This window comes from Kribbella deserti (assembly GCF_042434725.1).
GTDB lineage: Bacteria > Actinomycetota > Actinomycetes > Propionibacteriales > Kribbellaceae > Kribbella > Kribbella deserti.
On sequence record NZ_JBHLTC010000009.1, the window covers coordinates 94786 to 119561 of the forward strand.

Below are 24776 nucleotides of genomic sequence, written 5' to 3' on the forward strand. Positions count from 1 at the left end.
GCGGGCAAACCAGCGCGCATTTACCCCAACGGGTCAGTAGCCGACCGTGAAGCGTTTGCGGGGATGGCGAGGTCGCTCGGCCTCATCCAGTAGAGCTATTGCGAAGTCCTCTGTGGAGATTGAGGAATTGCCGTGCGCGTCGACGATCAGATCGTCCAGGCCCAGCCGGAAGCTGCCGGTTCGTTCGCCTGGTTCGAGCAAGGCGGGCGGGCTCAGGTAGGTCCAGCTGGCGGTGGTGTCGGCGCGGAACACCTCCAGTTGTTCGGTGCAGGCCGTCGCGATCGGCAGCAGGTCGGCAGGGAAGCCCGGGGCGTCGGCGACCGTCGTACCGGCTGAGTTGGGGATGACGAGACTGCTTGCGCCGCCGACGGCGATGAGGCGTACGCCGGTACTGGCGACTCCGGCGAGCAGGGCCTTGGCCGCGATGACGAGTTCGTGCTCGCTGCCGGGAACGGGCCGGGTGGCGCTGATGACGAGGTCTTGGCCGGCACTGAGTGCGGCGACATCCTCCACGTTGGCGGCATCGCCCTGCCGGACGGTGATTTCCGCGGGTAGGCCGGCCAGCCGGGCCGGGTTCCGCCCGACGGCGATGAGTTGGTGACCTCTGGACAAGGCTTCGGTGACGACCCGGCTTCCGACGACGCCGGCTGCTCCGAACACGGTGATGCGCATATCGCTCAGTTCCTTCCGGCCGATACGGGCACGGGGGCCGGGACCGGCGTACTGGTTGGGGGTGCGGGCTTCTTTTTGGTCTGGGCGAAAACGAGCGCGGCGAGCACGATCAGCCCGCCGATGACCTGCGCCGGGGTCAGACCCTGGTCGAGCGCGAGCCAGCCGAGAGCGGTCGCGACGACCGGGCTCAACAGGCCGAGAAAGGTGAGATCGGTGGGGGACAACGCCCGCAGGCCGCGGAACCAAAGGCCGTACGCAAGCGCCGATCCGATGATCGTCAGGTACGCGTAACCGGCCAGATTCGCGCCCGTGAACGACGCGGGCGGCGCGCCTTCGACCAGCAGCGCGACCGGTACCAGCAGCAGGCCGCCCGCGACGAGCTGCCATCCGGTGGTCGCCAGCATCGGCGCGGGGGAGGTCCAGCGCTTGCTCAGTACGACGCCGGTCGCCATCACCACGGCACCACCCAGGGCGGCGGCGATTCCCCAGGCGTCGAGCCGGGCGTCCGCCTTGAGGACCAGCAGGCTGACTCCGAACACCCCGGCGAGCGCGGTAAGTACGGTCCGGCGGGTCAGCTTCTCCGCAAGCAGGCCCGACGCGAGTACGGCGACCAGCAGCGGCTGCAGGGCGCCAACCGTGGCGGCGACCCCACCCGGCAGGCGGTACGCCGCGACGAACAGCAGGGCGAAGAACGCGCCGATGTTCAGCCCACCGAGCACGAACGCGCGCCACCACCAGCTTCCCCGCGGGAGGCGCCGGGTGAGCGCGATCAAGATGATGCCGGCCGGAAGCGCGCGAAGCACTCCGGCGAGCAAGGGGCGCCCTGGCGGCAGGAACTCCGTGGTGACCAGATAGGTGGTTCCCCACAGCGCGGGCGCGATGGCGGTGATCAGGAGGAGGGTGACTCGATTGCTTAGCACTAAGCTAAAGTATCTCAGCGCTAAGCAAAATGGAAGAGGTTTACCTCATCGCTAAGAAACTTGCCTCATCGCTAAGGCATCTCGTACTACCCTGAGCCGCATGGCTGATCACGTCGACCGCATCCTCGAGCAGTGGCACATCCAGCGGCCCGATATCGACGCCTCGCCGATGGCGGTGATCGGCCGGCTGTCCCGGCTCTCCCTGCTGGTCGACGGCGAACTGCGGCGTACGTTCGCCCTGCACGACTTGGATCGACCCTCGTTCGACGTGCTGGCGACTCTGCGGCGCAGCAACTCCGAGCACAGTCTCACCCCGGCCGAGCTGATGCGCTCGTCGATGGTCACCTCGGGCGCGATCACCCAGCGCCTCGACCGACTCGAAGCGCGCGGCCTCGTCTCGCGCGCGCCGAGCCCGACCGATGGCCGGGGTGTGGTCGTCACCCTCACCGAGGCGGGCCTGGCCCTGATCGACAAGGCCTTGCCGGATCACGTCGCCACCGAGCACCGTCTCCTGGCCGCCCTCTCCACCGAAGAGCGCGACGCCCTCGCCGGCACCCTCCGCACTTTGCTCGAATCCCTGGGGGACAACCGCCCCACCTGATTGGCCTGGTTACCGGGTTGGTGATGGGGTCGGTGCCACGCTGGACGGGACGCCCGCGGGGCTCGCTGGACCGTCGGCAAGCCGCGCGCCGATGACGGTGCTCGCAATGATGACCGCGACGCCACAAAGCAGTACGCCGATGGTGCCGCGCAGCCCCCTCGCGGAGTCGATCACCTTCGCCGCGGCCTCGCCGGCGGCCGTCACGAGTGGGCCCACCGCTCCGGGCTGACCTTGTGCCGTGATCGCCCTGGTCCGGGCCGGCTCGACGCCGGTGTGGAGCCGGCCCCTGGTTTCGAGTGCGGCGAGCCAGGTCCCGAAGATGAGCAGTAGGACGCCGATCAACGCCAGTGCCACCGCGAGCAGAGCGGCGGTGCGCTGGCCGACCGTGCCTACTACCTGCTGGTCGCCGCCGACGACGGCGCTGGGGATCTCGATCTTCGCCAGGATCACCGTGAAGATGATCCCGACGACTCCCGCGACCACGACCGCGGCTATTCCGGTAAGCCTGGCGAACTGGGCGTCGTACTCGCCGGGCGCGGGCTCGACCACCACCTCGGTCTTCTCGGGTGTGGTGCCTTCGGGTTTCACGGCGGGCGGCGTGGTCATGGTGCCGTCGGCGGGGGATAGTCCGGCGGTGGAGCGGTGGTCTGCATACCTCACCGTGAAAGCACCCGGGGTGATAGTCCAGCCTTCGGCGCAGGTCATGCGCTCGATGGTCAAATGAAAATGATTGTCAATTAGGTCGATCTCGGGCTACCGTCCAGGGCGTGCTGAACCTTTCTCCGGCCGAATGGTCGACCTGGATGAACCGCTGGGATCGCCAGCAGACCGCCTATCTGCCCGATCGCGAGACCGCGCTAGGCCTGATCCTCGACGTCGTTGCAGTGCTCGTCGGCGAACCCACCCAGCTGGTTGATCTCGCCTCCGGGCCCGGCTCGATCGCGCTCCGGGCCGGCGCGCGATTCCCGCAGGCGCGGGTGACGGCGGTAGACGCCGATCCGTTCTTGCTGGCGCTGGGCCAGGCGGGCGCCGGCCGAATCGCCTTTCAGCGGGCCGATCTGCTCGAGCCCGGGTGGGATGTCGTACTGGGGTCGGACCGGGTGGATGCCGTGTGCAGCGCGACATCCCTGCACTACTTCAGTGCGGCGGAGTTCGCGGGCTTGGCCGAGGTGCTTGCGCGGCGGATTCGGCCCGATGGCGTGTTCGTCAATCTCGACACGCTTCGGCTGGGCGCCGAGGTGCCGCGGTTGAGCGAGCTGGCGGCATCACTTCGGGATCACGGCTGGGACGGTTCACCACCGTCAACGCCTTCTGCGCAAGGCGGTTCGGCGGCGAGTTCCGCGGATGAAGACTGGGCGAGCTGGTGGGCGGCCGCGCGGGCCGAGCCGGCGTTCGCCCAGTTGCTCGCCGAACGCGATCGGCTGGCCATCGCTCCGACGGAGGCGAGCCCGGTCACGCTGCCCGAGATGATCGAGTCACTTCGCGCGGCCGGATTCGCCGAGGTCGGCGTACTGCGTCAAACCGCCGACAAACACCTGGTCGTCGCGATCCGCTGACGCGCGACCACTGCCAAGGCCTTAGTGGTGCTGGGCGAAGGCGGCCGTGATCTCGTCCAGGCTTTCGCCGGTGGCCAGGAGCCAGCGCAGCAGGATGCGCGCCTTGTACGGATCGAGGAAACCGCCGTCGATCAGCCCGCGCTTCAACAGGTCGGACTCGGACCCGATCGAACCGTAGGTGTTGCGCGCGATTGAGCCGGCGCCGGTCCGCGAGGTCAGTACGACGGGCATCCGGGCCGCGAGTTCGCCCAGCACGGGTGCCAGCGCGGCCGGAACATGCCCCACGCCGTACCCGGCCACGATCAGGCCCTGGTGGGTGTCGGCCAGTCCGCGAAGCAGCAGTCCGTCGTCGTCGAGCGTGACGGTGTACAGAGCGACCTTGGTGGCTTCGAGCTCGGCCGGTTCTGCCCGCGCCGGTACGCCGTCCAGCCGGGCCGGGCGGGTGAGGATCCGCACCTGCCCCTCGACCACCTGTCCGATCGGACCGGCGTTCGGCGAGGCGAAGGCCGCCGTACTCGTGCTGTGGGTCTTGCGTACCCAGCGGGCGGCGTGGATCTGATCGTTGAACACGACCAGGGCGCCCAGATCCCGCGCGGCCGGTGAGCACGCGACCTGCGCGGCGGCCAGCAGGTTGGCCGGGCCGTCGGGTCCCGCCAGCGTCGGGTTCCGCATCGCGCCGGTGAGCACAAACGGATTCGGGTGCGGCCAGACCTGGTCGACCAGGAAGGCGGTCTCCTCCAGTGTGTCGGTGCCCTGCGTGACGACGATGCCCGTCGCGCCGTCGGCGATCGCCTGAGCGGCGGCGTCAACCACCTCGAGCATGGTGGCCAGTGTCAGGTTGGCGCTCGGCACCGCCTGGACGTCCTGAACCTCCAGGGGCCGGTCGAGCTCGGCGAGCCCCGGTACGGCGGCCATCAGGTCGGCACCGGTCAAGCGGGGAACGACGCCGGCCGACGGGCCACCGGCCATCGAGATCGTGCCTCCGAGGGTGAACAGGGCGATGCTCACAGAGCTGGTCCTCTCGTCCGTGACGGGCCCGCGCAGATTACTACTTCCGCGGATTGGACTCGCGGGTGTGGGTACCGGGCGCTGGACCGAGCTTGTTCCCGATGATGTGGAGGTTGTCGCTCATGCTCGCGCCGGTGGTCCATCGGACGCTGGAGATTGACGGTATGCAGGTGTTCTACCGCGAGTCGGGCCCACCGGATGCGCCGGTGCTGCTGCTGCCGCACGGCTACCCGTCGTCCTCGTTCCAGTACCGCAACCTGATGCCGGCGCTGGGGGACAACTGGCGGCTGATCGCGCCGGACTTCCCGGGCTTCGGTTATACCGAGGTGCCTGACTCGGTGGACTTCTCGTACACCTTTGAGGGCTACGCGAACTTTCTGGAACGCTTCACCGAGCGGCTCGGGCTGGACCGGTTCGCCCTGTACTTATTCGACTATGGCTCGCAGGCCGGCCTGCAGCTCGCGACCCGGCATCACGATCGGATCGCCGCGCTGATCATCCAGAACGGCGATGCGTACGAAGAGACGCTCGGGCCGAACTACGAACCCCTCAAGGAGTTGTGGGCCGATCCGTCGGAGGAACGGAAGGCCCAGCTGGCCGCGGAGGCCCTGACCTTGGAGGGTCTGCGGGCGGAGGTTCTCGGCGAAGTGCCCGAGCACATCGCGGACCGGATCAGCCCGGATCTGTGGTTGCTGTCGTGGCCGGTCATGCAGAAGAACCGGGAGATCATGGTCGGCCTGGCGGCGGATATCCGGCACAGCGTCGAGCGGTACGGCGAGTACCAGGCCTACTTGCGCGAGCACCGGCCGCCGACGCTGATCGTCTGGGGCCCGCACGACGGGTACATGCACGAGGAAGCGGCTCGGGCCTACCTGAAGGACCTCCCCGACGCCGAACTGCACCTACTCCCGGACGCCGGCCACTGGGCCCTGGAGACCCACCTCGATGAGGCCGTGACCCTGATCCGGGAGTTCCTGGGCCGCGTCCACAAATAGGTCCGCTGCGGCCCGAGCGCGAGCGCCGTGCGGTGGCATCAGTTCATGTAATCGAGCGGCCAGGTCGCGAGTTGGCCGAGGCTGCGGCCGGTGGTGTCGATCGCCTCGACCTTGACCGCGCGTTGGTCGGGGAACGACGCATCGTTGCGGCCGATCGTGTAGACGAACCAGCCGTCGTGAACCGGCACCTCGACCGTCCGGGTATTCGTCCGCACTCTCAGCTTGGCGACGTTCAGCGGCATTCGACGTGCTTCGAACAGCAGGATCCGGCATTCGGTCTGCGCGTCGCAGACCTCGCGAGCCTTGTCGAACAGTGGTGTGCTCCGCCACGTCTTCGGCGTCATCGAGTACACCGACGCCGGTGGCGCTTGGACCGGCTTGATGTTCATGAACTGCCTGAGCTGCCACCGCAGGTACGGCACGGTCAGGAAACAACTGGCGACGTACTTGCCGGAGGGTGACACCGCCACCAAGCCGCTGGCGAGACCCGGCTCATGGGACCTGCCGACCACGGTCCAGCCGGTGATGTCGTGCCAATAGCGAGCCGAGCAACGACGGAGCACCTCGCGCTCGTCGGACGGCACATCCGGTGCTTCGACGGCAGCCCGATCTGCGGCGCTCGGCACGGTGTCACCCGGCAGCGAGCAGTCGAAGTCCTTCGGCTCGGCCGCTGAGCCGAGCACGAACCACCCGCCCGGCTGTGCCCACTTGCTGCCGAGGGCCGCCTTCGAGAAGACCTTCCCCCTGGGCGGACGCCCCAGCGCGGTGGTCCACTGCACCGTGCACCGCCGGATCGCCTCGATCGCGTCGACCCCTTCCAGCGCGGCGTCCCCGCGTCCCACGCTCGGCATCGGCGTACCGCTCAAGACGGCCGCCGTCGGCGTCCCGCCCGCGACGGGCGGCTCGACCGTGCGAACGGCGTCGAACGCGGCCGGCGCGGCGAAGGCACCACCGAGAACCAGCGCGACCGTGGCACCGGCGCCCCACCGGCGGCGTCGGCGGATCCGGTCCGCGCGCTGGATCAACGACGTCGCGTCGACCGGCTGGTACGCCTGCCGATCGGCCGCCGTACGCAGGATCGTCTTCAGGTCGTCGTCGCTCATCAGGCCTGTCCCATGCCGGCCTCGGCCGATTGCAGCGCGGCCAGTGCTTGCCGGAGGGTGTCGATGCCGCGCGCCGTCTGGCTTTTCACCGTGCCGGTGGAACAGCCGAGCATCGCGGCGGTCTCCTCGACCGACAGATCCTCGTAGTACCGCAGTACGACGCACGCCCGGCGCCGTGGTGGCAGTTGCGCCAGCGCCGCCAGCACTTCGTCCCGTTCGACGTACGCCGTGACGCCGTCGGGCTCGCCCATTCGCTCCGGCAGTTCCGCCGTGACGCGTTCACGTCGCCAGGGCCGTCGCGACGTGTCAATGGCCGCGTTCACCACGGCACGCCGGGCGTAACCGAGCACGTTGCCGGTGCGATTGACTCGCGACCACGCCAGGTAGACCTTGGTCAGCCCGTCCTGCACGGCGTCGGCTGCGTGATGCTCGTCGGCACAGACGAGATACGCCGTCCGCTGTAACGAGGCGGCCGCCCCGGCCACGAACTCGGCGAACTCCTGCTGTTTGTCGAGCATCCAGCCCCTTCCTCCCGACCTGTACGTGCGGAGTACGCCGCGAGGTTGCCTGGTGCCGCGATTTTTCTCAGCACTCGCGCATTCCGGGCGTCGTATGTCGGGTTGGGGTGGAACGGAGCGTAGAGCAGACCTTGGTCTGCGGTGGTCAGTCGGTTGGCTCGGTCGGTTCGGCGCCGGTGCCGGTGTCCGCGCCTACCTCCTTGCCCTCGTCGAGGGCCCTCTCCACCGCCGGGTCGGTGACCTCCTCGATCTCCGGCGTCGGCTCACCCGGAGTTGGAATCGGCGGATCACCGGTCAACTTGCCGGACTCGTTCTCGTCGGGAGCCATTGGTACCCCTTCCACTTGGTCGCTCTGACCTGGTACCCGGCCGTACCTAGCCCACACGCCACTTCTGCCCAGCCGGCGGCTGGGGGCGTGGGGAGGGTGGTGCCAGAGGTGGGGAAGTGGGCGCGATAGGGTCGGGGCAGGTGCGCCGGGAAGTCTGGTCGGCAGTCTGCTGTCGACCCCAGAAACGAGTGTTATGGCTGCTGAACAACGTCGAGTGCCCACCCTGTTCAGCCGGGGGTCGTGGCCCGAGGCCAGTCGTATCGCCGACATCCTGCGCAAGGAGACCATCGGCGGCGCGTTGCTACTGATCGGGGCGGTTGTCGCGCTGATCTGGGCGAACTCCCCGTGGTCCGACTCCTATGAGTCGCTGCGGAACTTCAAGGTCGGCCCGAGCGCGCTGCACCTCGACCTGAGTCTGGCGACCTGGGCCGCGGACGGTCTGCTCGCCATCTTCTTCTTCGTGGCGGGCCTGGAGCTCAAGCGCGAATTCGTCGCCGGGGACCTGCGGACACCCCAGCGGGCGGTGGTTCCGATCGCGGCGGCGGCGGGCGGCGTACTCGTGCCGGCTCTGCTGTTCCTGGTGATCAACCTGCAGTCGGGTGGTGCGTTGCGCGGCTGGGCGATTCCCACCGCGACCGATATCGCCTTCGCACTGGCCGTGCTGGCTGTGGTCGGGAGGTTCCTGCCGAACGCGCTGCGGACGTTCCTGCTGACGCTGGCGGTGGTCGACGATCTGCTGGCCATCGTGATCATCGCGCTGTTCTACACCGCGCACCTCTCGGTCGGACCGCTGCTGCTGGCGCTGATTCCGCTCGGGCTGTTCACGGTGCTGGTGCAGCGCCGGGTGCGGTCGTGGTGGCTGCTGCTGCCGTTGGCGGCCGCGGCCTGGACGCTCGTGCACGCGTCGGGTGTACATGCGACGGTGGCGGGCGTGCTGCTCGGATTCGCAGTACCGGTGCTGCGTAGCCAGAAGGCCGGTGGACCTGACGCCGGACCGGGCCTCGCGGAGCACTTCGAGCACCGGTTCCGGCCGTTGTCGTCGGCTGTCGCGGTACCGGTGTTCGCGTTCTTCGCGGCCGGGGTGGCGATCGTCGGCTCGGACAGTGGACTGGGCGCGGCGTTCAGCGATCCAGTCGCCATCGGCATCGTGGTCGGCCTGGTGGTCGGTAAGCCGATCGGTATCACCCTCGCCACCTGGCTGGTGGCCCGCTTCACCCGCGCGCGGCTGGATCCGGACCTGAAGTGGGTGGACGTGGTCGGCCTCGCGGCCCTTGGCGGTCTCGGTTTCACCGTGTCGCTGCTGATCGGCGAACTGGCCTTCGGCGCCGGCAGCGATCGCGACGAGCACGTCAAGCTCGCCGTACTGTGCGGGTCGTTGCTGTCGGCCCTGATCGCCGCGGTGATCCTCCGCCTGCGCAACCGCACTCACCGCCTCGTCCATGAGGCGGAGACCGCCGACCTCGACCATGACGGCATTCCTGACGTCTACACCACTGACGCCGACGACCGCTGATGGGCGTTTGGTGCGGCGGACGGCAGTCGCGCGGCCGGCATCGGTAGTACGGTCGGTCCGTGCGGATTCTGTTCGTCGGTAACAGCTTCACCTCGCGCAACGGCCTGCCCGGGTTGCTGACCGCCCTCGCCGGTGCGCGCGGGCGGAACGTCGAGCATCGGCTGATCTCCGCGGGCGGCGCGTCGCTTCGGCAGCACCTCAACGCCGGTACGGCGCTCGCGGCGATCGCCGAGCAGTCGTACGACGTCGTGGTACTGCAGGAGCAGAGCACCCTGCCGGCCAAGAACGCGGCCCGGATGCACGACAGCGTTCGGGATTTCCATGCCGCGATCGACCAGGCGGGCGCGCAGACCGCGCTCTACCTGACCTGGGCCCGGCGGAACGAACCCGAGAAGCAACGCGCCATCACCACCGCGTACGCGAGTATCGCCGCCGAGGTCGGTGCCACCCTCGTCCCGGTCGGCGTGGTCTGGGAACGCTTCCTGCGTACGCACGACCAGCCGGCGCTGCATGCCCCGACAACAGCCATCCGGCACTGGCCGGCAGCTACCTCGCCGCGTGCGTCTTCCTCATCTCCCTACTCGGCGAAGACCCAGTCGGCATCGACGTACCAGTCAAGGGCCTCGACTCCGAAACCGCCGCCCTGATACGCCAATCAGCCTGGGACATCTGCGAAGCCATTGCCAATGGCAACTGAAAACACGCCGAGGGCAACAAAGTATGCGCCGAAGGCAACTAAACGGCTGTTGAAGGCAACTAGTCACTAAGCGTGCGAAAGGCCTTGCGGCGACGTTCGCGATGACGTCGTTCGGGAGCGGTCGCTGGACCGTCGAGCGCCTCGGTCAGCGCCTGCGCGGCCTCGGCGTACAAACCCTGCCGGGCAAGTAGTTCGGCCCGCACGGAGTGCCAACGCGGGCTCGGCGGCAACTCCGCCAGCAAACCCAGCCCAGCAGCGGGATCACCCGCCTCTGCCGTCGCAACCGCCCGAGCCAGTACAACGGCCTGGCTCGGCGCGATTGACATCAGTAGGTCGTACAGCCGCAGGATCTCCGGCCAGTCGGTCTCGTCGTAACTAGCCGCGCGAGCGTGTTCCGCGGCTATAGCGGCCTGCAGTTGGTACGGATCCGCCTGCCGGTTAGTACGGGTCAACGAGTCATTCAACAGGGCAATGCCGCGGGAGATCGTTGAGGCGTCCCACTGGCTACGCTCCTGGCATTCCAGCAGTACCACGTCACCGTGCTCGTCAAGCCTGGACGGCCTCCGGGCCTCGGTAAGCAGTAGTAACGCCAGTACGGCGGCCGGCATGGGTTGTTCCGGTAGAAGCTCGTGCAGCAGTTCAGCCAGCCGTACGGCCTCCGCGCACGCATCCACGTCGTATGCCGCTTGACCCTCTACAGGAGCATGACCGGCCGTGTAGAGGCTGTGGATCACCCCGCATACCGCTGGCAATCGATCCGCCAATTCGCTCTCGGCCGGGACTCGGTACGGAATACCGGCCGCGGCGATCTTCTGCCGCGCCCGGGTCAGCCGCTTGGTCGTGGCCGCCTCGGTGGTCAGCAGTACTTCCGCGATCTGGGCGGGGGAAAGCCCGCACAGCGTCCGTAGCGACAGCGCGATCCGGGTCGGCGGTGAAAGCGCGGGATGGCAGCAGATGAAGATCAGCCGCAGCAGGTCGTCGTTCACCACGTCCTCCGATGGCAGATCCGGTCGCGAGAGTTCGATCAGGCGCAGCGCGTCCTGCTCCTTGTCCGGGCGGACCCGCTCCCGGCGGAGGATGTCGATGGCCTTGCGGCGCGCGGTCACCGTGAGCCAGGCCCGCGGCTGCGGCGGTATGCCCGTCACCGGCCAGGCGCCGAGTGCCGCGATACCGGCCTCTTGTACGGCGTCCTCGGCCGTCTGGACATCGCCGACCGTCCGGATCAAGGTCGCGAGAATGCGCGCGCCCTCGACCCGGATGGTCTCGGCGATCGTGTCGTGCACCTCGCCCGTGCGGTTCACGGAACTACTTGGCGAGAATGACCGGGCGCAGTTCGACGGCGCCGTTCCACGCCGCGGGCAGCTCGGCCGCGATCGCCACCGCCGCCTCGAGGTCGTCGGCCTCGATCAGGTAGTAGCCGGTCAGGGCCTCCTTCGTCTCGGCGTACGGCCCGTCGGTCGTCACCACCTTCCCGCCCCGCGCGCCTTCCACCCGGACGACGGTCGCCGTACTCGTCGGGTGCAGTACGGCGCTCGACTGGATCTCCTTCGCGTGGTCCACCCCGAACTTCCGGTACTCGGCGAGTTCGTCGGCCTGCTCGGGCGCCCACCAGTTCACGTCGGCGGTGTAGGTCATTGCGAGGTACTGCGGCATCGGAAACTCCTTCATCACCATCAGGCCCACCTGGCCTGTCAAGAATGGAACGAACACGCCCCACAAAAAAGGACATTCCCGCGCCGCAATCCAGACGGGACCTTCTGCCGCCAGCCACCTCGAACGTCTAACGGTGATGAGTTGCGGTCAGCTCTGCGGTATCCGCCGGCCTCGCCTCGCCCACCGCGGGGTGCTGCGCCCGGCTGTTCGCCTCGGACCTCACCAAGACGACTCAGACGGTCCAGAGTCCTGGCACCGGGATTGGGGTCCTAGTAGGGGAAGAGGGGGCTGAGTAGGAGTAGTAATAACCCCTGCTCAGACGCCGTTTGGGGTGCTCAGCTCCCAGGAGGTGTCGGGCTTGAGAGGAGGGGTGGGGTCAGCGGGTGGCTTCGGGGTCGGCGTCTTTGGGTCGGCCTTGCCAGGGCCAGCGGCCTTCCAGTTCGACTTCGAGGGAGAAGCTGAGGAAGGTCCGGACGGCCACGATGATCGCGAGTACGCCGACGCTGCGGAATGACGGGGAGATGGCGACCGTGCGGATGATGTCGCCCGCGACGAGGAACTCCAGTCCGAGCAGGATCGCCCGGCCGAGGCCCTGGCGGTAGCGCCGGTAGGCCTGCTGGCCGTCGGTCAGCCGCCGTACCGAGCGATAGGCGAACAACGCGGTGGCTATCGCCGCGCCGATGACGATGACGCCGACACCGGCCAGTTCCATCGCCTTGCCGACATACTCGATGAGCTCCTGGGTCCACTCCATCCTTACCCAGTGACCGATATCCCGCCGGCCAATCCCAGCGCCGTTCCCGCGGAAGCAGCAGCCGGGTCAATCCACCAGGCGGTCGAGGATGGTCGTTACCTCGTCGTCGGTGAGGGAAACGAGTTCGAGCACCAGCGAATCCGGTCGGACCATCACGTAGATCGGCGGATCGCCCGCGCGCAACCGCGCCGCCAGACCAGCCGGGTCATCCACGGTAAGTACCGCTCGCGTAACCGGCAGACCCGCCGGGTCCGGCCACAGGCGCGCTTCGATACCAGGAAGACCGGAGGCCTTCCGCGCAAAGGCTTCCACCTTCGCGGCCTCGGTGGCGATCCACGCGTCGTGATCGGCCGCCTGCCACTCGTCGAGCGCAGCCAGGACACCCACGATGGCCTCCTTCGTGGGCTTCATCCCGCGGCCGATACCCGAGTTCTGCGCCCGAACCGCCGCGACGAACTCCCGTGCGCCGACAACCAGCCCGGCCGTAGGCGACCCCAAGTACTTCTGCCCGCTGATCAGTACGGCGTCCGCGCCGGTCGCAAGCAGCTCACCTATTCGCGGGAACTGCGCCGCGCCATCGATGATCGCCGGTACGCCGCGCCGGTGCGCGGCTCGAACAGCCTCCGCGAGGTCCACCGGTTCACCCGGTTGAACCAGCCGAGACGACACCAACGACAGGCAGGCCACATCGGGACTTGCAAGCGCCTCAGCCAAGTCGTCGGGGCTGCAGCGTTCTGCTGAACCCGCGAGCACAACCTGAGCCCCGGCCAGTCGTACCGCCTGGAGGTTCGACTGCCCGTAGTCGACGGCATGCCCCGCAGGAAGTACGACCTGGTTCGGCAGGCACGTGGTGTCGGGTAAAGCGGCCACGCGGGCTGGATCCGTACCGGCCATGGCGGCGGCGATCGCGATCGTGGTGGCGGCGGCCGTGCAATGTACGACGGCTCCCGCCTCGGCGCCGGTCGCCTTCGCGATCGAGGCGCTGGCCAGATCCGCGAGTTCCTCCATCACGAAGAATTCGGGCAGTGCGGCGGCTACCGCGGCGGCGACGGCCGGGGAACTTCGCGATACGCCCAGTGGGGTCGCCGTACCGCTGGCGTTGATGGCGTTGGCCACTCCCAATTGCTTGTGGATACCCATCTAGTGTCCTGAGTCGGAAGTTCGTGCACATCTCCGGCGCCCAGGCACGCACCTCGCGGCGTTGGAGAAACGGCCACGATGCTAGAGCATCGCGACCGCTTCTCCGCCTTGCGATGCACGCACCTGGACACCGGAGCTGAAGCACGAACTTCCGACTCAGGACACTAGGCGAGATCACTTAACGCCGGGACCGGGCGGCCCGGGGGAGTGAAGGCAGCGAGCACGGTGGCGGTGATGCAGTCCGCGGCCTTGTCGGTGCTGAGGCGGCCTGCGTTGATCTCGTCGGCGGCGCTGTGCATCACGCTGTGCATGGTGCCGACCAGCCAGGAGACGGGCAGATCGGTGCGGAACACGTTTTCGGCCTGACCTCGTTCCACCAGCTGCTGGACGCGTTCCATCGGCCCGGCGTGCAGCGCGCGGATCCGCCCGGGCGGCAGCACGCTCTGCGCGGCCACCAGCAGGGAGCGGAATCGGTCCACCAGCAACCAGCTCGAGTCGATCAACCGGGCCAGCGCCTGGCGGGGATCACCGGTCAGATCGACCGTGTCCAGTGCGGCATGTCCCGCTTCGATGGCGTGGGCGAACGCCGCGTCGACCAGCTCCGCCCGCGACGGGAAGTGCCCGTAGAGCGTGACCCGGCCGACGCCTGCCGCCTTCGCGATCTCGCTGACGCTGGCCTCGGGATTGCGGCTCAGGCTCTCGGTCGCGGCGTCCAGGATCGCGGCGATGCTGCGCTGCGCGTCGGCCCGTTTGGCCGGGATCTTGGTCGTGGCCACTGGCGATCTCCCTCTTGTCGAACACCTGTGTACGAGTTACGGTACACGACATAACTCGTACATAGCTGTTCGAATTAACTTCTGGAGGTACCGGTCATGTCCGATTCCCCTGTCGCCGATCCGCGTCGGTGGCGCCTGCTGGCACTGCTTGGTGTCGCACAGTTCATGCTCATCCTCGACGTCACCGTGGTGGCGATCGCGCTGCCGCACATCGGCACGGACCTCGGTCTGGCGCGGGACACCCTGACCTGGGTGGTGAGCGCGTACACGCTGATGTTCGGCGGCCTGATGCTGCTGGGCGGCCGCGCGGCGGACCTGTTCGGCGCCCGCCGGGTGGTGCTGACCGGTCTGCTGCTGTTCACCGCCGCCTCCCTGGTGACCGGGCTGGCCGGTAGCGCCGCGCTGCTCATCGGCGGCCGGGTGGCCCAGGGCATCGGCGCCGCGATCCTCTCGCCGGCCGCGCTCTCGGTGGTCACGAAGACCTTCCACGGCGACGAGCGGAACAAGGCCCTCGGCATCTGGTCCGCTCTGGGCGGCGGTGGCGCCGCGATCGGCGTACTGCTCGGTGGTGTGCTGACAGCCGGGCCCGGTTGGGAGTGGGTGTTCTACGTCAACGTGCCGATCGGCCTGGTGGTGCTGGTGGCGCTCGCGCGAATGCTCCCGGGCGACTTGCCGCAGGAGAACCGCGCGCGGCTCGACGTACCGGGCGCCCTGCTCGTCACCGCCGGTACGGGCACCGCGATCTACGCCCTGATCAACGCGGGTGATCGCGGTTGGCTGACGTTCGCCACTCTCGGCACGCTGGCCGGTGCCGTCGTGTTGTACGCCGTGTTCGCCGCTTGGCAGCGGACCGCGCGTTCGCCGCTGATGGACCTGCGGATCCTGGCGCGCCGTCCCGTTGCCTCAGGCACCTTCCTGATTCTGATCGCGACCGCCTTGATGATCGCGGTCTTCTTCCTCGGCTCGTTCTACCTGCAGCACCTGCAGGGGTACGGCGCCATGCGCACGGGTCTGCTGTTCCTCCCAGTGGCGGTGGCAACGACGTTCGGAGCGCACTTCGCCGGTCAGAGCATCGGGCGCACCGGGTCTCGGCCGATCGCGCTGGCGGGACTGGCGATCGCGGCACTCGGTACCGGCGTACCCGCGATCTGGACCGGTCCCGTCCTGGTCGTGGCGGGTATGAGCGTTGCCGCCGCGGGGATCGGTGCGGCCTTCGTCGCGGCCTCGACGACCACCTTGTCGCAGGTGGATCACCACGAGGCCGGACTGGCGTCGGGATTGCTGAGCACCTTCCACGAGTTCGGCGCCGCGCTCGGGGTAGCGGTGGTGTCGAGCATCGCGGCGGTGAGTATCGCCGGAACCACCGATACCGGGTTCACCCGCGGGTTCGCGTTCGCCGCGATCACTGCCGCAGTGTCCGCCGTACTGGCCGGGGTCGTCGTACCGGCGGGCAAGCCGGTGGCTGGGGCGGTCGCTCATGCGCACTGACAAATCTGAGGAGTTGAAGGAGTACGTCGTGAACGAATCGACCGATATCCGCCGCGCGGGGCCGGACGACGCCAAGCTGATTCTGACGATGATCCGCGAGCTGGCCGGCTATCAAGACGAGGGCGAGTACATCACCGTCACGGTGGACCAGTGGCGCGAGTTGCTCGGCCGCGACGACGTGATCGTGCTGGTGGCGGAACGGGCCGGAGAGGCGATGGGATACGTCTCGGCGTTGCGAAGGCCGCAGCTGTGGAGTGGCGAGGACATCCTCGCGCTGGACGATCTGTACGTGCGGGAGCAGTACCGCGACGGCGGTATCGGCCGCGCTCTGATGTTCGAGCTGGCCCGTCATGCATTGCCCGAGGGCCTGACGATCAGCTGGGGTATGCGCCCGGAGAACGTCGACGGCCAGCGGTTCTACGCCCGCCTCGGGGCCACATTCCGGCCCAAGGTGGTCGCGGCCTGGCCGGTGGCGTCGTACTCCTCGGCCATCTCGCGCTAGGGCTGGGCCGGTGGCCGGTCCTGGCGGTAGACGTAGTGGAGCGGGTCGTCGATCGGGTTGTCCGGTTCCATCGGGCCTTCGCCGACCCGGTGGAACCCGGCCCGCTCCAGCGCCCGCCACGACGGCCGGTTCGCCGCCACGACCGCGACGATGATCGCCGGCGCCTCCGGCCGGGTGGCCCAGGTGTCCGCGACGAGAGCCTTGATCATCCCCGTACCAATGCCCTGGCCGGTGCTGCCCTGATCGCCGACGAAGTAGTCGATGGTGACGGCGGCCGGCGGTACGTCGACCAAGGCCTCGAACTCCTCCAGGTACTCCGAATAGTCCGCCAGCCCTGATCGCTGCATCAGCCCGACGGGCCGTCCGTCCCGGAACACCAGCAGATCCTCGGACGCCTCGAGCCCGTCGGCGGTCGGACCGAAGTCCCGCTCGATCGCCTCCGCGCTGGTCTCGTGGTTCCACCAGCGCGCGACATGCGGCTGAACCAACCACGACGTCAGCAACGGAAAATCCGCCCGCGTCATCCGCCGGAACTCGTACATCCTCACCTCACCAGCCGCTCGACGACACCACCACGCGGTACGGTACGCCCTCGTCCACCCTGGGGAGGGGACTTCATGAAGCCAGCGGTACGCCGCACCTTGGCCGCCACCACGATCTTGCTTATCGCCGCCGGAGGCTGGTACGTCGTACCCCGCCACGACGGTGGGCCACTCGCCGATGCCGGGGCGAGGCTCTGCGTTCCCGTGGGTGGCGCGACCTACGTGACGCTGACCTCGTCGCGGGTGCAGAACACGGGTTCCGCCCGTGTGGTGATCACCGACGTGTCGTTGATCGGTGCCGATCCGGAGGACGTCGAGTACGGCGGCGCGTTTCTGGATCCGAAGGGCAATCCCGGGCCGAACGTGCGGCCAGGCCGGACGTACGGCAATGGTCCGTGGGACGAGCCCGACGGTCCTCGCCAGGCGGTCGGCGCCGAGGTGTCGCCGGCGACTTCGGAGCAACCCGGTCCCGTGCTGGGGATCCACCTGAAGCGACTCGATGTACTGGGTGAGAGCCGCGTCCGGGGCATCCGCGTCGAGTACTGGTCAGGCGCGCGCCGCTTCGCCCGCGAGTACGACCTCGAGTACACCCTGCGCCCCGGGCCCTGCCACTAGCCCGCCGCTGCCAGTACCCCTCCGCGAGTGGTCGCGTGTGCACACGACCACTAGTCGGAAAACGGATGGGCGGGGGCGTGCGATTCGGCCTCGTCCGCCACACTCGCCGGGTGCTGGTGATCGCGCCTGGCACTGCGGACATGTTGTCCCCTGCGAGGACACCAGGGACTGCCGTCGGTCGCCGGGACAAGATCAGACCAGAGCATCTCGGCGCACGTGTGCACCGCGAGCAGTCGCGCAAGCCACTCGGCCCACCCCACACTCCAACCGTCCGGCTTCCCGCGGGCCAGCTACCGGGTTTCAGTCCCGCTACCGACTTTCCGCAAGCCCGCTACCGGGTCTTGTACCAGCTACCCGGCTACAACCAGGTAGCCGCACCACAACCCGCCAGTCCCCACTGAGCACCGACGCGAGCACTCGCGAACAGCCCCAAAACGAACCACAGCGATACCGAGTCCACGGCCGCTCACGCCAACCTTCAGCTCGGAACGGCCGCACGCCACGGCAGTGCATGACTCGCGGAAGTAAGGGGGCAGATGCGTCCACTCGCGGGAAGGTGTGGGGCAGACGGGTCTACTCGCGGGAAGGTGCGGGGAAAGGGTGCAGCCGCCGCGCCGGAGGGGGCGGCGCGGCGGCTGGGGTACTACTTGTTGATCTGGCCTTCTAGTTCTTTGAGGAACTGGGCGGAGGCGTCTTCGGGGGAGAGGCGGTCGAAGAGGACCTCGGTGGTGTAGCGCTGGACCATCTTCTCGACGTTGCCGCCGCCGACCGGCGGCGGGGCCGGAGCCTCGCGGAGCTCCGGCTGGATCGCCTCGATGAACTTGACCACGCTGGTCTCGGTCGGGTTGAGCTTCGGCGTCACCAGGGCACGCAGTTCCGTGTTCGGCGGAACGCCACGCTCGGACAGCATGGCCTCGGCCGCTTCCTTGCTGTTGGCAAGGAAGTTGACGAACTCCGACGCCTCCTTGGGGTGCTTGCTGCGCGCGGAGACCGACCAGAACATCGAGGCCTTGTAGTACGCGCCGTTGTCCGCGGCCTTACCGGTCACGCTGGGCATGCGCAGCAACTGGAACTCCTGGCCGGCCGCCTTGGACATCGCGGCGACCTGGTTGCTCCACGTGTAACCGAGCGCCTGCTTCTTGGTCACCATGTAGTTCTGCTCGATCGGAATCGTCATGTTCTGCGCGTTGATCGCGGCGGACGGGATCGCCTTGCTGTCGCGCAACTTCTCCAGGAACTTGAAGTAGTTGGCGACGGTTTCCGGCTTGACGCCGATCTTGCCGTCGGGCGTGAACAGCGCCTCGCCGTTCTGCCGGGCCCAGACCGCGACACCGGCCTCGTTGCTGGCGATACCCGAGCCGTGGAACTTGCCGCCGGACTTCGCGGTGAGCTGCGCGGACAGGTCGGCGTACTGGTCCCAGGTCCAGGTCTTGTCGTCGGGCATGGCGATGCCGAGCGACTTGAACATCTGCGGGTTGGCCATCAACGCGAACGAGTTGATGCCGGCAGTGATACCGAACAGGCCGCCGCTGAACTCACCGGCGCCGAGCGCGGTCGGCTCCATCTTGCTGGTGTCGACCGCGTTGTCCTTCTTGAAGTCGAGCAGTGCGCCACGGTCGGCGTACTCGCGCAGGTACTTCTCGTCCATCTGGATGACGTCGGGGGCGTCGTTCGCGGCGACGGTGGTGGCGAGCTTGTCCCAGTAGCCGCTCCACTCACCGAACTCACCCTTGATCTTGATGTTCGGGTGGCTGGCCTCGAACGCGGCGATGGCCTTCTGGGTCGCCTGGTGGCGGGTGTCGGACCCCCACCAGGAGAACCGCAGGGTCACCTGGTCGCCGTCGGAACCGCCGCCGTCCGAACCGCCACAGGCGGAGACGGTGAGAAGCATGGTGGCGAGCGCGAGGCCTGCCAGCCGGCGCCGGAGCGGGCGCCGTTGGAACTTGGTGGACATGGAAATCCTTTCAATCACAGGCCGCGGCAAGGATCGCGGCCCAGCATGGGGTGGGGCTACTTACCGCCGGTGGTGCTGATGCCCTTGACCAGGAATCGCTGGCCGATCAGGAAGGCCACGAAGACCGGCAGCAGGGAGACCACGGACATGGCGAACAGCGAGCCCCAGGAGCTGGTGCCGGTCGAGTCGACAAACGCTCGCAGCGCGACAGGCACGGTGTACTTCGAGGGGTCGGTGAGGTAGATCAGCTGGCCGAAGAAGTCGTTCCAGGTCCAGATGAACGTGAAGATCGTGGTGGTGGCCAGTGCCGGCACCATCAGCGGCAGGATGATCCGGGCGAAGATGCCGGCCCGGCCACAGCCGTCGATGCGGGCCGCGTCGTCCAGCTCGCGCGGAATACCGCGAATGAACTGGACCATCAAGAACACGAAGAACGCGTCGGTCGCCAGCAGCTTCGGCACGATCAGCGGCAGGAAGGTGTTCACCCAGCCCACCTGCGAGAACATGATGTACTGCGGCACGATCACGACGTGGATCGGCAGCATGATCGTCATCAGCATGATCGCGAACCACAGCTTCTTGCCGCGGAACTCCAGCCGTGCGAAGGCGTAGGCGGCCATCGAGCAGGACACCAGGTTGCCGATGATGGTGCCGAGGGCAACGATGACCGAGTTGATCAGGTAGTGGCCGAACGGATGCGCCAGCGCGTCCCACCCGTTCGGGTAGTTGCCGGTCTCCAGGTTCTTCAGCAGGATGCCGGGCTCACGGAAGATCTCGTCACTGGGCCGCAGCGAACTGACCACCATCCACACCACCGGGTACAGCATCAGCACGGCCGTGATGATCAGCAGTACGTGCTTCAGCGTGGGGCGCATCCAGCGGTTGCGCGGCCGGACCGAGGCCGCACCGGGCCGCGTGGGCGATGGGCTCGGCCGGTCGTCCTTGGACAGGCGCGGGGGCTTGATCTCAGTCGTCATAGAACACCCAGTACTTCGCTGCGAGGAAGTTGACGGCGGTAAAGGCCGCGATGATGACCAGCAGGACCCACGCCATCGCGGAGGCGTAGCCCATGTCGAAGTTCCCGAAGCCCTTCTCGTACAGGTAGAGCGTGTAGAACATCGTCGAGTCCGAAGGTCCACCAGTACCGCCGGAAACCACGAATGCCTGCGTGAACGACTGGAACGCGTGAATGATCTGCAGGACCAGGTTGAAGAAGATGATCGGCGTCAGCAGCGGCAAGGTGATCCGCAGGAAGCGCTGCATCTTGCCGGCGCCGTCGACCGCGGCGGCCTCGTAGTACATCGACGGGATCTGCCGCAGGCCGGCCAGGAAGATCACCATCGGCGCGCCGAAGGTCCACACGTTCAGCGTGATCAGGGTGCCGAGCGCCGTGGACGGATCGGAGATCCAGCCCTTGCCCTCGATACCGATCTGCGCGAGCAACTGGTTGACCAGGCCCTCGCCGCCGAAGATCTGGCGCCACAGTACGGCGATGGCGACGCTGGAGCCGAGCAGGGACGGCAGGTAGAACATCGATCGGTAGATCGCGAGGCCGCGCACGCCCCGGTCCAGCACGACCGCCAGCAGCAACGCGACGATCAGCTGCAGCGGAACCGAGACCAGCACGTACGTGAACGTGACCCGCAGCGAGTTGTGCAACCGCTCGTCCGACAGCATCCGGCTGAAGTTCTCCAGGCCGACCATCTTCGGCGCCTGGATCAGGTTGTAGTCGGTGAACGACAGATACAGCGACGCTGCCATCGGTCCGATCGTGATCAGCAGCAGACCCGCCAGCCAGGGTGCCAGGAACAGGTACGCGACCTTGTTCTCGGTCGGCCGGGCCGGGGCCTTGGTCTTGCCGATCCGGCTCAGTTCGCCGAGCGCGCTCATGGCCGGCCGCCGGGCCCGCTCGCGGACCGCCACGGGACCGACCGCCACGGGCCGTGCCGCGGTGGTGCCGTGGATCGCTCGGTAGCGGACATCCAGCCTCCTCGTACGTTCGCTCTCCGGCGTACCTATTTCTTCGGTACTCTGCGGAAAGCGCTATCCAAATGGTGTGAGAGACTGCCTATCACCTATCCACGGGGGAGATCAACGGTGTGGCGCGGCGCTTTCCTGATTTGTTACCGCGGAGTCGGAGGAGACATTGAAATCAGCACGCTCATCGTCGAATAACTGTCGAATTGCCGTCGTAGGGGTGCATGGTTACGGTGCGTCGCACGTCGACCGCGTCGCCCGGTTGGCCGAATCCGGCCAGGTGGTTTTCGCGGCCGTGGCCGACCCGCGTCCCGACGAAGGAAACCCTTCGCTGGCAGGCATTCCGGCGTACGGCGACCTGACCGAACTGCTCGCCGCCGAAGACGTTGACATCGTTATCGTCAGTACGCCGATACACACCCACGTCGATTTGGCCGAGCAGGCGTTACGGGCCGGCGCCGACGTGTTGCTGGAGAAACCACCCGCGCCGACGCTGTCCGATTTCCGGCGACTAGAGAATGTGGTGGCCGATACCGGTCAAATATGCCAGGTCGGATTCCAGAGCATGGGATCATTCGCGGTTCGCGCACTTGTCGAATTCATCGATACCGGCCGGCTCGGGGAAATTGAAGCCGTCGGCGGAGTCGGCGCCTGGGTGCGGACCCAGTCCTATTGGCAACGAACGCCGTGGGCGGGTCGCCGCGAACTCGACGGCCGGCAGGTGCTCGACGGTGCCGTCACGAACCCCTTCGCGCACGCCGTTGTCACCGCCCTCCGGCTGGCCGGCGCGCAGCGGGTCGAGGACGTGGTTTCGGTCGAGACCGAGCTGTTCCGGGCCAACCCGATCGAGGCCGACGACACCTCCGTCGTGCGCATCCGAACCGCCGGCGGCCCACCGGTCGTACTGGCCCTGACCTTGTGTGCGAGCGAGGTCAGGAAGCCGTCGCTGGTGGTCCGGGGCTCGGCCGGATCCGCGCGACTGTCGTACGTCGAGGACCTGCTGGAGATCACGATCGACGGCAGTACCGAGCGGACGTCGTTCGAGCGCGAGGATCTGCTGGTCAACCTGATCGAGCATCGGGCTGACCCGTCCGTGCCGCTGCTTTCCAGCCTCAGTTCGACGGGGGCCTTCGAGTGTGTGGTCGAGGCGGTTCGCCAGGCGAAACCGCCGGCGCCGATCGCCGATCAGCACGTGGTCTGGGTGCGCGATCCGCAGGCGCCCGGCGACGATCGCCCGATCGTGACGGACGTCGAGCAGTGGCTGGGCAAGGCCGTGGACTCGGTCGCTCTGTTCAGCGAGATCGGCGCGCCCTGGGCCGTCGATCAACCGGCCGAAGTCTGATCCGGAGCTGGGGAGAGCCGAACAGCCCGGCGGGGCGGCCACCGGGCTGTTCGGGTAGCGAGAGGTCAGGGCGTGTAGACCTCGGGGCGGGCGGGGGTCGCCATGCCGTCACCGATGAAGAAGCTCGGGTGCGGCGGCTGGTTGTAGGCCGTGTTCTGCCAGGCGATCGCCGTGCGGTACTGCGTGTCGTGCATCAAGGTGGTGATCCGCTGGTTGGTGCGATTCGGGGTGCTGTAGATGCGCAGCGCCCGGTTGTCCGACGTGGCCCAGATGACCTCTTCACGCCAGTCGCCGAACAGGTCCGCGGAGAGCGCGGGGGTCGACTTGGTGCCGTTGTTGGAGTGCACGCCGGACGCCGTCAGCAGGCGCGTGTCTCCGCTGGTGCCGTACTTGTCGATATGGGTGCCGTCGAGAAGCTCCCGGACCGGATCTCCATCCCACCAGGCGAGGAAGTTGGCCGAGGAGGGCTTCCGGCCGACGGCCGTGCCCCTGGGGTTACGGGCGTTGGTGTCCGCGGACGACCAGGACTCGGCTCCGGCGCTACCCGCCCAGACATCAGCCGAGACACCTCGGCCGTTGTCACCGGCGGGAGGCCTGGACCAGAGGATCTGACCGGTCCGCGCGTCGGCCATCCAGGACGCGGGCTGGTTACTGCTCTCGTCGACCTTGAAGTACTCCAGACCCGGGCGGGACGGATCCAGGTCGCCGAGGTGGCCGGCGTCGCCATGGCCGTAACGGGTGTTCCAAAGGCCGCGACCGGTGTCGTCGATGGTGGCCGCGCCGTAGACGATCTCATCCTTGCCGTCGGCATCTACATCGCCGATCGCCAGCGAATGGTTGCCCTGACCGGCATAACTACCGTTGCCCGTGGCATTGCTGTCGAACACCCAGCGCTTGGTCAGGGCACCGTTGCGGAAGTCCCAAGCAGCGATGACCGCGCGGGTGTAGTAGCCGCGCGCCATGATCAGCGACGGCCGCTGCCCGTCGAGATACGCCGTACCGGCCAGGAATCGGTCGACCCGGTTGCCGTAGCTGTCACCCCAGCTCGACACCGTGCCGCGGGGCGGGTCGTAGTTGACCGTCGACAGCGCCGCGCCGGTGGAGCCCTGGAACATCGTGAGGTACTCCGGCCCTCTCAGGATGTAGCCGTCGGCGTTGCGATGGTCGGCGCTCGCGTTGCCGATCACCTGGCCGGTGCCGTCGACGGTGGCGTCGGCGGTCTTCATCGCCACCTCGGCCGCGCCGTCGCCGTCGTAGTCGTAGACCTGGAATTGCGTGTAATGCGCGCCGGCCCGGATATTGCGGCCGAGATTGATCCGCCACAAACGCGTGCCGTTGAGTCGATATGCGTCGATATAGACGTTTCCGGTGACCCCTGCCTGTGAATTGTCCTTGGCGTTCGTCGGGTCCCACTTGAGCACGATTTCGTACTCGCCGTCGCCGTCCAGATCGCCGACGCTGGCGTCATTTGCGACATAGCTGAAATTCGAACCAGCTGCCGGTGGGGATATCGCCAGCTGGTGATAACCGGCGCCGAGCCGCAGGGCCGCGGGGGAGGCCGGCTGCTCGACGCCGTCGACCACCGCGCGCACCGTGTACGTCGCGTCGGCGGCGGCGCCGGGGTCCAGATAGTTGGTCGAACCGGTGATCGGCGACCCGGTCACCTTGGTGCTACCTCGGTAGACGTTGAAGCCGACCGAGGCCGAATCGGTTGCCAGCCAACGCCAACTCACCAGGTTGTCGGCGCCGGAGCGAACGCTGATCAGGCCACGGCCGAGCTTCTCGACCTGGCGGGGCACGGCGGCGGTGCCGCTTTCCGCGGCGGGCGCGCTGGTCGCTGGCAAGGGCATGGCAAAGGTCAACGCGGTGGCCGCCAGCAGGCCCACCGCTGTCTTGCCGGACGGAATCCTCACGAAATTCTCCTCGTACAAATCCGGGCAGCCGGGCAGGGGGCCGACACGCATTGAGAGGTGCGAAACAGCCGATCGAAGGAATGCGGCGAGCCAATATCGCCGTGGCTATTTCGGGCTTCATTGCAGCAAGCTTCGCCAAGGGTGTCAAGTTGTCAAATCGAGCCGTTTATCGTCGCATCCGTTCGATACTGGGGCAATTCAGGCGCCGG

General features: G+C 67.7%; 26 protein-coding genes. 9 read left to right on the top strand and 17 right to left on the bottom strand.

Annotated elements, in window-relative coordinates:
* Positions 1–33: 33 nt before the first annotated feature.
* Positions 34–672 (bottom strand): NAD(P)-dependent oxidoreductase, encoded by a 639-nt coding sequence (locus tag ACFFGN_RS08625; protein ID WP_380044939.1) that lies wholly within the window; start codon positions 670–672, stop codon positions 34–36.
* A gap of 5 nt (positions 673–677) precedes the next feature.
* On the bottom strand, positions 678–1592 hold the full coding sequence (locus tag ACFFGN_RS08630; protein WP_380044942.1) for an EamA family transporter: 915 nt from the start codon (positions 1590–1592) through the stop codon (positions 678–680).
* A 100-nt stretch (positions 1593–1692) separates the two neighbouring features.
* Between ACFFGN_RS08630 and ACFFGN_RS08635 the strand changes: the two genes are divergently transcribed.
* Positions 1693–2193 carry a MarR family winged helix-turn-helix transcriptional regulator gene (locus tag ACFFGN_RS08635; RefSeq protein WP_380044945.1) on the top strand — a complete coding sequence of 167 codons (501 nt, stop codon included), beginning with the start codon at positions 1693–1695 and terminating at the stop codon, positions 2191–2193.
* 9 nt (positions 2194–2202) lie between these two features.
* Here ACFFGN_RS08635 and ACFFGN_RS08640 read toward each other — a convergent pair whose 3' ends face one another.
* The gene (locus ACFFGN_RS08640) at positions 2203–2913 is read right to left on the bottom strand and encodes a hypothetical protein (protein WP_380044948.1); all 711 of its coding nucleotides are present in this window, start codon (positions 2911–2913) and stop codon (positions 2203–2205) included.
* 47 nt (positions 2914–2960) lie between these two features.
* Between ACFFGN_RS08640 and ACFFGN_RS08645 the strand changes: the two genes are divergently transcribed.
* The gene (locus ACFFGN_RS08645; protein WP_380044950.1) at positions 2961–3749 is read left to right on the top strand and encodes a class I SAM-dependent methyltransferase; all 789 of its coding nucleotides are present in this window, start codon (positions 2961–2963) and stop codon (positions 3747–3749) included.
* A 21-nt stretch (positions 3750–3770) separates the two neighbouring features.
* On the opposite strand, the gene ACFFGN_RS08650 is transcribed toward ACFFGN_RS08645, so the two are convergent.
* On the bottom strand, positions 3771–4757 hold the full coding sequence (locus ACFFGN_RS08650; protein WP_380044953.1) for an asparaginase: 987 nt from the start codon (positions 4755–4757) through the stop codon (positions 3771–3773).
* Between the two features lie 101 nt (positions 4758–4858).
* Between ACFFGN_RS08650 and ACFFGN_RS08655 the strand changes: the two genes are divergently transcribed.
* On the top strand, positions 4859–5752 hold the full coding sequence (locus ACFFGN_RS08655; RefSeq protein WP_380044956.1) for an alpha/beta fold hydrolase: 894 nt from the start codon (positions 4859–4861) through the stop codon (positions 5750–5752).
* 38 nt (positions 5753–5790) lie between these two features.
* Here ACFFGN_RS08655 and ACFFGN_RS08660 read toward each other — a convergent pair whose 3' ends face one another.
* From ACFFGN_RS08660 to ACFFGN_RS08670, 3 genes are all read right to left on the bottom strand, one after another.
* On the bottom strand, positions 5791–6855 hold the full coding sequence (locus ACFFGN_RS08660; protein WP_380044959.1) for a hypothetical protein: 1065 nt from the start codon (positions 6853–6855) through the stop codon (positions 5791–5793).
* Complete coding sequence (locus ACFFGN_RS08665) at positions 6855–7373, bottom strand: SigE family RNA polymerase sigma factor (RefSeq protein ID WP_380044962.1); 519 nt, start codon at positions 7371–7373, stop codon at positions 6855–6857. Before ACFFGN_RS08665 ends, ACFFGN_RS08660 begins: the two co-directional genes overlap by 1 nt.
* Before the next feature lie 145 nt (positions 7374–7518).
* A complete protein-coding gene (locus tag ACFFGN_RS08670; protein WP_380044965.1) occupies positions 7519–7701 on the bottom strand; it encodes a hypothetical protein in 183 nt (60 codons plus the stop codon).
* A gap of 193 nt (positions 7702–7894) precedes the next feature.
* Between ACFFGN_RS08670 and nhaA the strand changes: the two genes are divergently transcribed.
* Positions 7895–9214 carry a Na+/H+ antiporter NhaA gene (nhaA, locus tag ACFFGN_RS08675; RefSeq protein ID WP_380044968.1) on the top strand — a complete coding sequence of 440 codons (1320 nt, stop codon included), beginning with the start codon at positions 7895–7897 and terminating at the stop codon, positions 9212–9214.
* A gap of 59 nt (positions 9215–9273) precedes the next feature.
* Entirely contained in the window at positions 9274–9861 is a 588-nt protein-coding gene (locus tag ACFFGN_RS08680) for an SGNH/GDSL hydrolase family protein (RefSeq protein ID WP_380044972.1), read from the top strand.
* Positions 9862–9970: 109 nt separating this feature from the next.
* Here the strand turns inward: ACFFGN_RS08680 and ACFFGN_RS08685 are convergent, their stop codons facing one another.
* The 5 genes from ACFFGN_RS08685 to ACFFGN_RS08705 form a co-directional block, all read right to left on the bottom strand.
* Entirely contained in the window at positions 9971–11212 is a 1242-nt protein-coding gene (locus ACFFGN_RS08685; RefSeq protein ID WP_380044975.1) for an RNA polymerase sigma factor, read from the bottom strand.
* 4 nt (positions 11213–11216) lie between these two features.
* The gene (locus ACFFGN_RS08690) at positions 11217–11564 is read right to left on the bottom strand and encodes a YciI family protein (protein ID WP_380044978.1); all 348 of its coding nucleotides are present in this window, start codon (positions 11562–11564) and stop codon (positions 11217–11219) included.
* A gap of 376 nt (positions 11565–11940) precedes the next feature.
* Positions 11941–12318: a DUF1622 domain-containing protein gene (locus tag ACFFGN_RS08695; protein ID WP_380044981.1), complete on the bottom strand. Its 378-nt coding sequence runs from the start codon at positions 12316–12318 to the stop codon at positions 11941–11943.
* Positions 12319–12384: 66 nt separating this feature from the next.
* On the bottom strand, positions 12385–13458 hold the full coding sequence (locus ACFFGN_RS08700; RefSeq protein WP_380044984.1) for an aminotransferase class V-fold PLP-dependent enzyme: 1074 nt from the start codon (positions 13456–13458) through the stop codon (positions 12385–12387).
* A 164-nt stretch (positions 13459–13622) separates the two neighbouring features.
* Positions 13623–14234, bottom strand: coding sequence for a TetR/AcrR family transcriptional regulator (locus ACFFGN_RS08705; RefSeq protein WP_380044987.1), 612 nt, complete (start codon positions 14232–14234; stop codon positions 13623–13625).
* Positions 14235–14330: 96 nt separating this feature from the next.
* Between ACFFGN_RS08705 and ACFFGN_RS08710 the strand changes: the two genes are divergently transcribed.
* Together ACFFGN_RS08710 and ACFFGN_RS08715 are read left to right on the top strand one after the other, a co-directional pair.
* Positions 14331–15722, top strand: a complete 1392-nt coding sequence (locus ACFFGN_RS08710; RefSeq protein ID WP_380044990.1) for an MFS transporter — start codon at positions 14331–14333, stop codon at positions 15720–15722.
* Between the two features lie 28 nt (positions 15723–15750).
* Positions 15751–16224: a GNAT family N-acetyltransferase gene (locus ACFFGN_RS08715; RefSeq protein ID WP_380044993.1), complete on the top strand. Its 474-nt coding sequence runs from the start codon at positions 15751–15753 to the stop codon at positions 16222–16224.
* Here the strand turns inward: ACFFGN_RS08715 and ACFFGN_RS08720 are convergent.
* Positions 16221–16766, bottom strand: coding sequence for a GNAT family N-acetyltransferase (locus tag ACFFGN_RS08720; RefSeq protein ID WP_380044996.1), 546 nt, complete (start codon positions 16764–16766; stop codon positions 16221–16223). The two genes, ACFFGN_RS08715 and ACFFGN_RS08720, sit on opposite strands and share 4 nt — an antisense overlap.
* Before the next feature lie 75 nt (positions 16767–16841).
* On the opposite strand from ACFFGN_RS08720, the gene ACFFGN_RS08725 reads away from it, so the two are divergent.
* Positions 16842–17381: a hypothetical protein gene (locus ACFFGN_RS08725; protein WP_380044999.1), complete on the top strand. Its 540-nt coding sequence runs from the start codon at positions 16842–16844 to the stop codon at positions 17379–17381.
* 643 nt (positions 17382–18024) lie between these two features.
* Here the strand turns inward: ACFFGN_RS08725 and ACFFGN_RS08730 are convergent.
* From ACFFGN_RS08730 to ACFFGN_RS08740, 3 genes are all read right to left on the bottom strand, one after another.
* A complete protein-coding gene (locus ACFFGN_RS08730; RefSeq protein ID WP_380045001.1) occupies positions 18025–19335 on the bottom strand; it encodes an ABC transporter substrate-binding protein in 1311 nt (436 codons plus the stop codon).
* 56 nt (positions 19336–19391) lie between these two features.
* The gene (locus tag ACFFGN_RS08735) at positions 19392–20210 is read right to left on the bottom strand and encodes a carbohydrate ABC transporter permease (protein WP_380045083.1); all 819 of its coding nucleotides are present in this window, start codon (positions 20208–20210) and stop codon (positions 19392–19394) included.
* A gap of 91 nt (positions 20211–20301) precedes the next feature.
* Positions 20302–21225 carry a carbohydrate ABC transporter permease gene (locus ACFFGN_RS08740; protein WP_380045086.1) on the bottom strand — a complete coding sequence of 308 codons (924 nt, stop codon included), beginning with the start codon at positions 21223–21225 and terminating at the stop codon, positions 20302–20304.
* Positions 21226–21481: 256 nt separating this feature from the next.
* Here ACFFGN_RS08740 and ACFFGN_RS08745 point away from each other — a divergent pair, with 256 nt between their 5' ends.
* Positions 21482–22654 (top strand): Gfo/Idh/MocA family protein, encoded by a 1173-nt coding sequence (locus tag ACFFGN_RS08745; RefSeq protein WP_380045004.1) that lies wholly within the window; start codon positions 21482–21484, stop codon positions 22652–22654.
* Positions 22655–22719: 65 nt separating this feature from the next.
* Here ACFFGN_RS08745 and ACFFGN_RS08750 read toward each other — a convergent pair whose 3' ends face one another.
* The gene (locus ACFFGN_RS08750; protein WP_380045014.1) at positions 22720–24567 is read right to left on the bottom strand and encodes a rhamnogalacturonan lyase; all 1848 of its coding nucleotides are present in this window, start codon (positions 24565–24567) and stop codon (positions 22720–22722) included.
* Between the last annotated feature and the right edge of the window lie 209 nt (positions 24568–24776).

What these genes read in the sequence shown, in the direction of transcription:
- ACFFGN_RS08695 (WP_380044981.1), bottom strand. Translation starts at nt 12,318, where the DNA reads ATGGAGTGGACCCAGGAGCTCATCGAGTATGTCGGCAAGGCGATGGAA.
- ACFFGN_RS08730 (WP_380045001.1), bottom strand. Translation starts at nt 19,335, where the DNA reads ATGTCCACCAAGTTCCAACGGCGCCCGCTCCGGCGCCGGCTGGCAGGC.
- ACFFGN_RS08655 (WP_380044956.1), top strand. Translation starts at nt 4,859, where the DNA reads ATGATGTGGAGGTTGTCGCTCATGCTCGCGCCGGTGGTCCATCGGACG.
- ACFFGN_RS08690 (WP_380044978.1), bottom strand. Translation starts at nt 11,564, where the DNA reads ATGCCGCAGTACCTCGCAATGACCTACACCGCCGACGTGAACTGGTGG.
- ACFFGN_RS08635 (WP_380044945.1), top strand. Translation starts at nt 1,693, where the DNA reads ATGGCTGATCACGTCGACCGCATCCTCGAGCAGTGGCACATCCAGCGG.
- ACFFGN_RS08625 (WP_380044939.1), bottom strand. Translation starts at nt 672, where the DNA reads ATGCGCATCACCGTGTTCGGAGCAGCCGGCGTCGTCGGAAGCCGGGTC.
- ACFFGN_RS08735 (WP_380045083.1), bottom strand. Translation starts at nt 20,210, where the DNA reads ATGCGCCCCACGCTGAAGCACGTACTGCTGATCATCACGGCCGTGCTG.
- ACFFGN_RS08660 (WP_380044959.1), bottom strand. Translation starts at nt 6,855, where the DNA reads ATGAGCGACGACGACCTGAAGACGATCCTGCGTACGGCGGCCGATCGG.
- ACFFGN_RS08665 (WP_380044962.1), bottom strand. Translation starts at nt 7,373, where the DNA reads ATGCTCGACAAACAGCAGGAGTTCGCCGAGTTCGTGGCCGGGGCGGCC.
- ACFFGN_RS08700 (WP_380044984.1), bottom strand. Translation starts at nt 13,458, where the DNA reads ATGGGTATCCACAAGCAATTGGGAGTGGCCAACGCCATCAACGCCAGC.
- nhaA (WP_380044968.1), top strand. Translation starts at nt 7,895, where the DNA reads ATGGCTGCTGAACAACGTCGAGTGCCCACCCTGTTCAGCCGGGGGTCG.
- ACFFGN_RS08720 (WP_380044996.1), bottom strand. Translation starts at nt 16,766, where the DNA reads ATGTACGAGTTCCGGCGGATGACGCGGGCGGATTTTCCGTTGCTGACG.
- ACFFGN_RS08670 (WP_380044965.1), bottom strand. Translation starts at nt 7,701, where the DNA reads ATGGCTCCCGACGAGAACGAGTCCGGCAAGTTGACCGGTGATCCGCCG.
- ACFFGN_RS08725 (WP_380044999.1), top strand. Translation starts at nt 16,842, where the DNA reads ATGAAGCCAGCGGTACGCCGCACCTTGGCCGCCACCACGATCTTGCTT.
- ACFFGN_RS08710 (WP_380044990.1), top strand. Translation starts at nt 14,331, where the DNA reads ATGTCCGATTCCCCTGTCGCCGATCCGCGTCGGTGGCGCCTGCTGGCA.
- ACFFGN_RS08740 (WP_380045086.1), bottom strand. Translation starts at nt 21,225, where the DNA reads ATGAGCGCGCTCGGCGAACTGAGCCGGATCGGCAAGACCAAGGCCCCG.